The 9679-nt window shown below is 36.4% G+C and carries 9 protein-coding genes; 8 read left to right on the forward strand and 1 reads right to left on the reverse strand.

The window, feature by feature from the left end; translation table 11 throughout:
* The first annotated feature begins 106 nt into the window (after nt 1–106).
* Nucleotides 107–526, forward strand: coding sequence for a queuosine precursor transporter (locus HOL16_05655; GenBank protein MBT5390176.1), 420 nt, complete (start codon nt 107–109; stop codon nt 524–526).
* Nucleotides 505–1464, forward strand: a complete 960-nt coding sequence (locus HOL16_05660; GenBank protein ID MBT5390177.1) for a TauD/TfdA family dioxygenase — start codon at nt 505–507, stop codon at nt 1462–1464. Before HOL16_05655 ends, HOL16_05660 begins: the two co-directional genes overlap by 22 nt.
* Here the strand turns inward: HOL16_05660 and HOL16_05665 are convergent.
* Nucleotides 1461–1757 (reverse strand): MbtH family NRPS accessory protein, encoded by a 297-nt coding sequence (locus HOL16_05665; protein ID MBT5390178.1) that lies wholly within the window; start codon nt 1755–1757, stop codon nt 1461–1463. The genes HOL16_05660 and HOL16_05665 overlap by 4 nt on opposite strands.
* A 212-nt stretch (nt 1758–1969) precedes the next feature.
* Here HOL16_05665 and HOL16_05670 point away from each other — a divergent pair, with 212 nt between their 5' ends.
* The 6 genes from HOL16_05670 to HOL16_05695 form a co-directional block, all read left to right on the forward strand.
* On the forward strand, nt 1970–3223 hold the full coding sequence (locus HOL16_05670) for an MFS transporter (protein ID MBT5390179.1): 1254 nt from the start codon (nt 1970–1972) through the stop codon (nt 3221–3223).
* A 44-nt stretch (nt 3224–3267) separates the two neighbouring features.
* Nucleotides 3268–4341, forward strand: a complete 1074-nt coding sequence (locus HOL16_05675) for an alpha-hydroxy-acid oxidizing protein (protein ID MBT5390180.1) — start codon at nt 3268–3270, stop codon at nt 4339–4341.
* Nucleotides 4342–4360: 19 nt separating this feature from the next.
* Nucleotides 4361–5434 (forward strand): 4-hydroxyphenylpyruvate dioxygenase, encoded by a 1074-nt coding sequence (hppD, locus tag HOL16_05680; GenBank protein ID MBT5390181.1) that lies wholly within the window; start codon nt 4361–4363, stop codon nt 5432–5434.
* 32 nt (nt 5435–5466) lie between these two features.
* A complete protein-coding gene (locus tag HOL16_05685) occupies nt 5467–6684 on the forward strand; it encodes a PLP-dependent aminotransferase family protein (GenBank protein ID MBT5390182.1) in 1218 nt (405 codons plus the stop codon).
* A gap of 3 nt (nt 6685–6687) precedes the next feature.
* Nucleotides 6688–8454 carry an ABC transporter ATP-binding protein/permease gene (locus HOL16_05690; GenBank protein ID MBT5390183.1) on the forward strand — a complete coding sequence of 589 codons (1767 nt, stop codon included), beginning with the start codon at nt 6688–6690 and terminating at the stop codon, nt 8452–8454.
* Between the two features lie 442 nt (nt 8455–8896).
* On the forward strand, nt 8897–9679 hold a 783-nt coding region (locus HOL16_05695), incomplete at its 3' end, for a peptide synthetase (protein ID MBT5390184.1).

Here is a 9679-nt window from a genome sequence, read left to right on the forward strand (position 1 = left end):
CCACTGTGTACATCCTTTCTAGCCTTTCCTTAAATGGAAAAAGACTATCTGAAGTTAATACTTTGGGTGGCTCACTTTTTCTCCGCCTTTTTACGACGGAGCCACCCTGCTCAGTGGCTCATTATTACTCCGCTATTTACATATTTTTCATTTTTGGAAAAAAAAGACCAGAGGAAAACACCTTTGGATTAGAAACAATGTTAGTACGATTACAGCCCAATTTTTTGACACGTTAATTGTTATACTAATGTTATGCTTCCTCAACATTATAGGGTGGAATCATTTTTATGCTCTTCTTGAAAGTGGCTTTTTGTTCAAATTTATCTGTGCTATCCTTGACACTCCTTTTTGCTACCTAGGAGTTTACGTTTTAAAGAAAATTTCTCGGAGGAAGTATTTGGAAAGTTACGATAAAACTCCGTCTCAAGAAGAAGAAGAAGAAGGAGTAGCATATTTCAAAAATGATGTTAGCAATAAGATACAGTTAATAGAGAGGTATGAAAAATGTCTTTTGATTCAAAAGTAAATACTTACTATATAAAACCAGATACAGAGGAGTTATTGTGTGTAGAATCTAAAGACTCTTTATTAGATCCTTTTCACTGGGTTTTGGACAACAAATTAGCCATCGAAAAAAATTTACTGAAAAGGGGAGGTATCCTCTTCAGAAATTTTGGGATTAATTCAGTGTCCGAATTTAACAAATTTGTACAAATTTTATGTCCAAATTTATTAGACTACGTTTATAGATCAACACCCAGAACTCGCCTAGGAGGCAAGATATACACAGCCACTGAATATCCTGCAGACCGCAGTATCCCTCTTCATAACGAAAACTCATACTCAAAATCCTGGCCAGAAAAAATCTTTTTCTTTAGCGTGATAGTGGCTGATGAAGGTGGAAAAACGCCAATTGCAGACAGTAGAAAGGTTTATAAAAAAATTGATAAATCTGTTAAAGAAATTTTTGAAAAAAAAGGTGTCTGCTATGTCCGAAACTATACCCCTGGTGTTGATTTAAGCTGGCAAGAAGTATTTCAAACTGATCAAAAACAAGAAGTTGAAAAATATTGTGTGGAGCACGGTATTGAACTTGAATGGAAAACTGGAACGACAGAACTAACTACGAAGCAAATATGTCAAGCTACTCTCACTCATCCAGTTACAAAAGAAAAAGTTTGGTTTAACCAAGCTCACTTGTTTCACCCTTCTTCTTTAGAAAAAGACCAACTTGAGTCTCTAATACGAGAACTGGGAGAAGAAAACCTCCCTCGTAATGCTCTTTTTGGGGATGGGACCCCCATAGACGTTGGAACACTCAATCACATTCGTGAAGTATATTCTCAAGATAGGATAAAATTTAAGTGGCAAAGGGGAGATATCATGATGCTTGATAACGTTCTAATGGCACACAGCCGTGAGCCCTATAAAGGAGAAAGAAAAGTTGCCGTCGCTATGAGTTAGGCACTTTTTTTGAGTTTTTTCTTTTCTATCTTTTTTTCTACCTTCTTTTCTATCTTTTTTATATTATTCGCTTCTGCCTTTTTCAAACTCAAAGGCCTCATGTCAGTCCAGACTTCCTTGATATAATTTAGGCAGTCTGATTTAGTTTTCTCCTCCCCAATGACTTCCCATCCATATGGTATTTCTTTTTTATATGTGGGCCAAATAGAATATTGCTCTTCTAGGTTTATTACGACAAAAAACATGTCTTCTTGCTCTACAATTTCGCCCTGTATTATTTCTTGGTCTGACATACTCTTAACTCCTTTCAAAGTTATATGATCGGCCCACTCTACCTCTTCTAGAAAAGGCTGTCAATTTAGGGGCACAAAAAAAATCTTGATAAATACATTTTATGCGTATCTAATATACAAGTATAAGACTATGAAAAGCTTTATGAGTTAGGCCTCAATTGAGTTTACAAGGTCCTTTTTGTACGTTGAATGTTTTTGTGAGTAGTTATTCTATGCAATCAAAAAAAGTATTGTTAGCAAGCACGATAGGAACATCATTAGAGTTTTATGATTATACACTGTATGGCGTTTTTGCGCCAATACTTGCAGAACAATTTTTCCCAGGGACTAATCACTTCACTAAATTAATGATGAGCTTATCCGTATTTGCTGTAAGTTTCTTTGTTAGACCTATAGGTGGCGCTATCTTTGGATTTATTGGTGACTTTTGGGGACGTAAAAAAGCATTAATGTTAACAATTATCCTAATGGGAGGGTCAACTTTCCTAATTGGTCTCATGCCAACTTATGAACAAATCGGGTTATTTGCACCAATATTTTTAACGATTTGTCGCCTGATTCAAGGCTTTTGTGCAGGTGGGGAACATAACGGGTCTGCCATTTTCGTTATAGAACATTCAAAAACGAACAGACAAGGCATCAAAGGGGCTTTTGTTTATACAAGTGCCGCTTTTGGTAACTTAATAGCTCTTCTGGCAGGAAGCCTTGTTCTTAGCTCAAACATGCCTGTTTGGGGCTGGAGACTACCTTTTATATTCAGCATAGTTTTAGCAATAATTGGCTTATATTTTAGATGTAAGGTAGATGAAAGTCCTGAATTCAGAAATATGAAATCTAGACCTTTACAAAACAAAGCACCCTCATTTTATAAGAAATATAAAGCTTCCATCTTTAAAGCTATTGGTGTCGGAGGATGCAACGGAATTTTAATATATATGCTGACAGTATACATGAATATTCATGTTTCATCGATTCTAAACTATCCACTTAGCTACTCGATTTCAATTGTAGCATTAAGTCTAATGGTAGTACTTATTTTAACACCTATAGCTGGGTATTTAGCTGATCGATACGGGTATGCAAAAATAATGTCATTTGGTTGTTTGATTACGTTTATGTCATCATATTTTATATTCAAATTAATGAATTTTGGAGGATTTTTTATGGTTCTTTCGCTGCTAACTTTGGCAGTTTGTGTCAGTTTATTTGCAGGCCCTATGCATGCTTTTTTAAATGAATTGTTTCCACCAAATTATCGCTATAGAGGTATAACAATTTGTTTTTCTATAGGACTTGGACTCTTTGGAGGAACAATTCCTTTGCTTTCCTCCTATCTCGTAAAGTTAACAAATATCACGGAATCCCCCTGTGTTTTTTTAATGTTCGGGGCAATCCTAGGGTTCCTGGCAGTAAACAACCTATTCGTAAGAAAATCCACATCTACAACTGCATATCAAACTGGTTAAAACGATAATCAATTTAAAAACATTCAATTTGTTGAAAGCCTCATATGAAACATTTTTTAAAAATAAATACTTCAAAAAGATTAAATGTTAGAGATTTTGAGACTCATGCGCAGAAAATTCTTTCCCCTCAAATATTCAACTTTATTTCAGGAGGAGCGGCAGATGAGTTTACTCTTGCAGAAAATGAACTTTGTTATAAAAATTTGAATCTCCTGCCTAAAATATTACGAGGTGTAAAAAAACCAGATACCACGACAGAACTACTAGGCAATACTCTTAATTCCCCCATATTAATTGCTCCTATGGCATTTCAGAACTTAATTCACCCTCTCGGAGAAGAAGCGACTATATCTGCTGCTAATAAAACTCAAACGCCATATATCGTTAGCACGTTTACAACCACTCCTTTGTCTGGAATCGTAGAAAGTGCTATAGTTCCTCTGTGGTTTCAGCTATATATTTTGAAAGATCGTGACTTTACCCAAGACTTAATCCAAAAGGTAGAGCGTCTCGGCTTCAAAGCACTGGTTCTTACCGTCGATGTTCCCGTCTATGGAAAACGAGAGCGTGAGCTTTTAGCTCCTTTGCAAGAAAAATTCAAACTTCCTGAGCTTGAAAACGTCGTGAACTTCCCTTCACCCGCAGCAGCTTTTAGTGCCTTACTGGATACAAATCTTACATGGGATGATGTCGCTTGGGTAAAATCTATAACAAAGCTTCCTATTATCCTTAAAGGAGTTTTAAGAGAAGATGATGCATTAAGATCCCTTGACTGTGGTGTCTCTGCTCTAATCCTCTCTAATCATGGTGGCCGCCAACTCGATACCACCCCTCCGGCCATTACTGTACTACCCAAAATCGCGGAAGTTATAAATAACAAAATGGATATTTTAATCGACGGAGGAATTCGTCGGGGAACTGACATAATCAAAGCTCTCGCATTAGGGGCAAAAGCTGTGCTTATCGGAAGGCCTATTCTTTGGGGATTAAGTATCGACGGTGGAAACGGAGTATGTGAGGTTCTCAAATTACTTATTACGGAGTTTGAACAAGCAATGATTTTATGTGGCTGTCAGAATGTCGATGAGATCACACGTGATCTTGTTTTAGAAACTTAAAGCGTTAAGGTACGAGTAAATGTCAGATATTAGCGTTACAGGAATTGAATATATAGAATTTTACGTGAGCAATGCATACCAATCAGCTCATTTCTACGCAAGAGTTTTTGGCTTCAAACCCATTGCCTATGCAGGACTCGAGACAGGTCTTAAAGACAGAACTTCTATACTGCTTGAATGCAGAAATATTAGAATAATTCTAACCTCCCCTCTTACGTCCAATAGTATGATAGCAAAACATATTCACCAGCATGGAGACAGCGTAAGAGATATCGCTTTTTCTTCCCAAAATATCTCTAAAACAATACAGGAAATATCTAACAGAGGGGCCATGATTCTTCCGGATGATATAGCGCAGTCCGATTCAAATTGTAATATTTTAAAAAAAACATTTTCTACATTTGGAAGTACGTGTCACTCGCTAATAGAAAAACTCTCATCTGAAAATCCTACTTATCCCTTCTTTACCCCCTGCCCCTTTAATATCCCTTCTGAAGATGCTGGTCTAAAAGAGATTGATCACATTGCAGTCTGTGTTGAGCAAGGAACCTTGCAAAAATGGTCCAAATTTTACCAGAACACTTTAGACTTCTACGAATCTCATAAGGAAGATGTTTATACAGAAACAAGTGGGATGGAATCGATTGTTGTACGTAATGACTTTCCTGGATGTGTTTTTCCACTAACGGCTCCTGCTGCCCATAAGGAAAAATCTCAAATCCGAGAATTCTTGAAGTTTCACGGAACATCTGGTGTGCAACATGTGGCTTTCCTCACGGATGATATTTTTAAGACTGTTCAAACTTTAAGGCAAAGAGGAATTCAATTTTTGTCAATTTCCGACTCTTACTATGAATCATTAGAAAATCGGGGGTTTAATTTTGATATTAACAAATTAAAGAAATATGGCGTCTTGATTGATAAAGATAATGACGGAATTCTTTTACAGATATTTTCAAAACCCGTTCAAGCAAGACCCTCTTTTTTTATAGAAGTTATCCAGAGAAAAGGCTCAACTGGCTTTGGAGGTGGAAACATCCGATCACTATTTGAGGCAATTGAAAGAGAGCAGGTTAATCGTGGAACTCTCTAAAGTGCAACACTCTAAAGCGGGACACTCTAAAGATGGAACACTCTAAAGTGGAACGCTCTAAATATAATCACCTTCTTGCAAAATGGACCCAAAACATCCAGCCATCCGCTATGCAAAATTCTCTCCAACGAACTTCTGATGACCTAATATCATTCGCATTGGGGCTACCAGATACCAGTCTATTTCCTTTTCATAAATACAAAGAAAGCATTATAAAAACATTAAATTCCTCCCATGATATTTTACAATATACCCCTCCTTTAAGGGCTCTCAAAAAACATATCGTAACTCTCATGAAAATGAGACAAGTCACTTGCAACGAATCTCAGATTTTCATTACAAACGGTGCGCAACAAGGACTAAACCTTTTATCACGCTTACTTTTAAATTCTGGGGATAAAATTGTTGTAGAAGATTTCACGTACCCGGGCTTTCTTCAAGCCGTAACGCCCCTTTCCCCCAAACTCCTTATTGTCCCAACAAATCATAAAACTGGAATTGATCTTGATATTTTAGAAAGCACTTTGAAAACTCATAAATCCATCAAGTTCCTCTATACAATCTGTGATGGTCATAATCCACTCGGCATTAGTCTAGATAATAAAAGTCGGAAACGTTTGGCAGACTTGGCTTCAACGTACAAAACATTCATTATCGAGGATGATCCATATGGTTTTTTATACTACGACAAAATAACACGACCAATACGTTCGTTTAATCCAGAGTATGCCTGTTATGTTGGCACATTTTCTAAAATTTTAGCACCCTCATTTCGGCTGGGTTGGATCGTTTTGCCGGAAGAACTGGTTCCAAAATTAGCTATCTTAAAAGAAAGCACTGACATTAATATGGCCACTTTTACGCAACATGTGACTTTAAACATTCTCGAAAGAGGAGTATTAATTGATAATCTCTCCTCTATAAGAGAAGAATACAAAAAACGTCGGAATGTTATGTTAAAGACTGTAAGTGATTTCTTTCCCAGTGGCACTGAAGTAATAACCCCAACTCATGGCTTTTTTATGTGGCTCAAGCTACCAATAGGTTATGATACTTCAAAGTTATTTGATCACGCTCTAGATAAGGCTAAAGTGGCCTTTATTCCAGGACATGCCTTCACTCCTCGGCCAAATGAAATTTCTAAACATTGTATGAGACTAAATTTTTCATACAACTCACCTTCTATAATTCAAGAAGGCATAGAGCGGCTTGGAAACATGTTAGAAAAAACTAGCTTAAAGGTGATATGAAGCATGTTTGAAACTTTGAAAAAAAATATTCTAATTTTAAAAAAACTACTTCCATACCTTGTAAACAAGGATAAGAAATTCAAAGAAAGATTATTCTTGGCAATACTTTTTATTTTTACTGCAATGCTCTTAAATTTGAGCCTCCCCCTTACTCTTAAGTACATTATAACTCAACTTGGAGAGCAAATAAGCCCCTATTACGACATTGTTCTAATTCTTATATGTTACGGCACTGTCTGGACTCTCAGTAAAGTAATGTTATCACTTCGCGATCTATGCATGTTCCGTGTGATGGAAAGAGGTATCCGTCGACTTAGCTTTCGTCTTATGCAACACCTCAATCAACTACCTATGTCCTTCCATACAGGGCGTAAAACAGGAGCGATTACAAACACCTTAGAAAGAGCTCGCTATGCGTTTCCAACTGTTTTTTGGGGATTAATATTTTTTCTTGTGCCAATTGTGATTGAGATTTTTGCAGCAGGTATAATTTTCTTTAAACTATACGGTTTTCTTTACGCAGGAGTTTTATTTTTTTCTACTTCTGGATTCTTATTGTTCAGTATTTTTGGGACACAACGAGCTTTAAAACAAAGACAGGCGGGTAACCAGGCTGAACTTGATGTAAACAGTCAAATGGTTGAAACGCTGATTAACTTTGAGACTATTCGCTATTTTGGAACTTCAAATCATGAACTTAATCGCTGCCATAACCTGCTCCTCAACCGAGAAAAATTACTGACTAAAGGCTTAGAATTACTTGAGTTGGTAAATATTGGACAAAATATAATCATAGGCCTTGGGTTTACAGTCCTAACCTGGATGGTAGGTGCTGATATAATTGCTGGGAAACTTGGCCTGGGAGACTTTGTTCTTGTAAACGCTTATCTTTTACAGTTCTTTTTTCCTCTGAGCTCTTTTGGAATGTTATTTAGGGATTTTCACACAGCTCTCACAGATATGGGGCATGCTTTTGAAATCCTTGACACTCCCCTTAACGAAAACTTTTCCTTAAAAAAAATACCTGTTATTAAAAAACAAAACTCAATCACATTTAAAAATGTAATTTTTGGATACTCTGAATCTCGTACGATTTTAAACAAAGTATCTTTCACCGCCCCCGCAGGAAAAACAGTAGCCATAGTTGGACTTACAGGAGAAGGAAAATCCACAATACCCAAACTATTGTACCGCCTGTACGACCTTAAAGGTGGAAGCATCTATCTGGGCTCTCATAATATTAAAGATTTCGATACGACTGAGCTAACCCGGATAATTGGAATCGTTCCTCAAGAGACAACTTTGTTTAACGATACAATTGGCTACAATATTGCGTATGGAAATCCATCTGCTTCTCAGAAAAAAATAGAAGAAGCTACAGAGGCTTCTCAACTCCTCAATTTTATAGAATCCCTCCCTGATAAATATGAAACTATCGTTGGAGAAAGAGGGGTAAAACTATCTGGAGGTGAAAAGCAGAGAGTTGCTATAGCACGTTTATTTTTAAAAAAGCCTCAAATTTTAATTTTTGACGAACCTACTTCTTCACTTGATACAAAATCGACAAATTATCTCCATGAAAGCATCAAAAAGCTTACAAAAAACAAAACAACTCTAATTATCTCTCACAAACTAATATCACTAACTAACGCCGATGAAATCCTTGTTCTTCATAGTGGACGCATTGTAGAAAAAGGAACACACGATGCACTCATAAAAAACAATGGTTATTACTCAAAATTATGGCATGAACAAATGAAAGCTGCATGAAACGAAATATATATTTTTTTTATAGAAAAGATGAAAGTATGATTTTTAAACAAAATAAGTGAGTAGTGTTTCAAAATAGGATTTAGTTTTATGGCATCGTAATAAAAAATTATTGTTTAGAATTAGCTAAATGCATGGAGAACAGAAACAATGAACGTATTTGTGTGGAAAAACCTAAGCAACTGCATTGTGATTTTCAAGAGAAATTCGGAGGCATGGACTCTTCTGATCACCAGTTGGATCTTAGAGAGAACTTTTCGTTGGGTTCGTCAATTCAAAAGGCTTTCAAAGCCTCATAAAATTCTTTTACCTTTAGCTGAAAGTTGTATCATGATTGTTCAATCAACGATCCTAATTAGAAGACTTAAAAAACTTTAAAGATTGGCTTTGGGAATATGAGAACAAAATCTTTCTTGCTGCTGCTTTAAATAAAGGGTCGGAGATGAGTCGTTTTTCTTGCTATATCATTACAGACTCGACACTTGGTATACAATGTGCTGAGCATCTTCTTCAAAAAAAACATAAAATATTTGGGATAGTATCTCAAAACCAACTTGTATCAGCATGGTGCAAAAAGCATGATATCCCCCTTATAAACTTTCTCCATACTTTCGAGGATTTTGCCCATCAGAAGAATTTTGATTATTTATTCAGTATTGTGAATTCTCACATCCTTACTTCTAATATTCTCTCTTCTCCTCAAAAACTTGCAATCAACTTTCACGATGCCCCTCTTCCAAAATATGCCGGTGTTCATGCCACCTCCTGGGCAATTCTAAACCAAGAAAAAAAACATGGTGTAACCTGGCACATAATAGAGCAAAAAGTTGATGCAGGGGACGTTTTAAACCAAGAACTAATTCCAATTGATAGTGGAGAAACAGCCCTTTCTCTCGATATCAAATGTTACTTAACGGCAATTAAAACCTTTAAAGCTTTGTGCGATGATCTTTCTCAAGGTACGGTCTCAAGAATTCCTCAAGACCTTACAAAAAGAACTTTCTTTGGCGCGCACAAGAAGCCCGCCTCCCTTGGTTTTGTCGATTGGAAAGAACCTGGAAACAAAATTGAAACCCTTTTTAGAGCTCTCTCTTTTGGAGATTACCCCAACGCTCTTTCGTCCTTTAAAATCTTATTTTCTTCTGATTACTTTTGTCCAAAATCCTTAAAAATTCTTTATAAAAATGAAGGAAATATGCCAGGAACCATTCTAAAAGTTTCTGAA

This window comes from Alphaproteobacteria bacterium, assembly GCA_018662925.1.
GTDB lineage: Bacteria > Pseudomonadota > Alphaproteobacteria > 16-39-46 > JABJFC01 > JABJFC01.

What these genes read in the sequence shown, in the direction of transcription:
- HOL16_05685 (MBT5390182.1), top strand. Translation starts at nt 5,467, where the DNA reads ATGGAACACTCTAAAGTGGAACGCTCTAAATATAATCACCTTCTTGCA.
- hppD (MBT5390181.1), top strand. Translation starts at nt 4,361, where the DNA reads ATGTCAGATATTAGCGTTACAGGAATTGAATATATAGAATTTTACGTG.
- HOL16_05670 (MBT5390179.1), top strand. Translation starts at nt 1,970, where the DNA reads ATGCAATCAAAAAAAGTATTGTTAGCAAGCACGATAGGAACATCATTA.
- HOL16_05660 (MBT5390177.1), top strand. Translation starts at nt 505, where the DNA reads ATGTCTTTTGATTCAAAAGTAAATACTTACTATATAAAACCAGATACA.
- HOL16_05690 (MBT5390183.1), top strand. Translation starts at nt 6,688, where the DNA reads ATGTTTGAAACTTTGAAAAAAAATATTCTAATTTTAAAAAAACTACTT.
- HOL16_05675 (MBT5390180.1), top strand. Translation starts at nt 3,268, where the DNA reads ATGAAACATTTTTTAAAAATAAATACTTCAAAAAGATTAAATGTTAGA.
- HOL16_05665 (MBT5390178.1), bottom strand. Translation starts at nt 1,757, where the DNA reads ATGTCAGACCAAGAAATAATACAGGGCGAAATTGTAGAGCAAGAAGAC.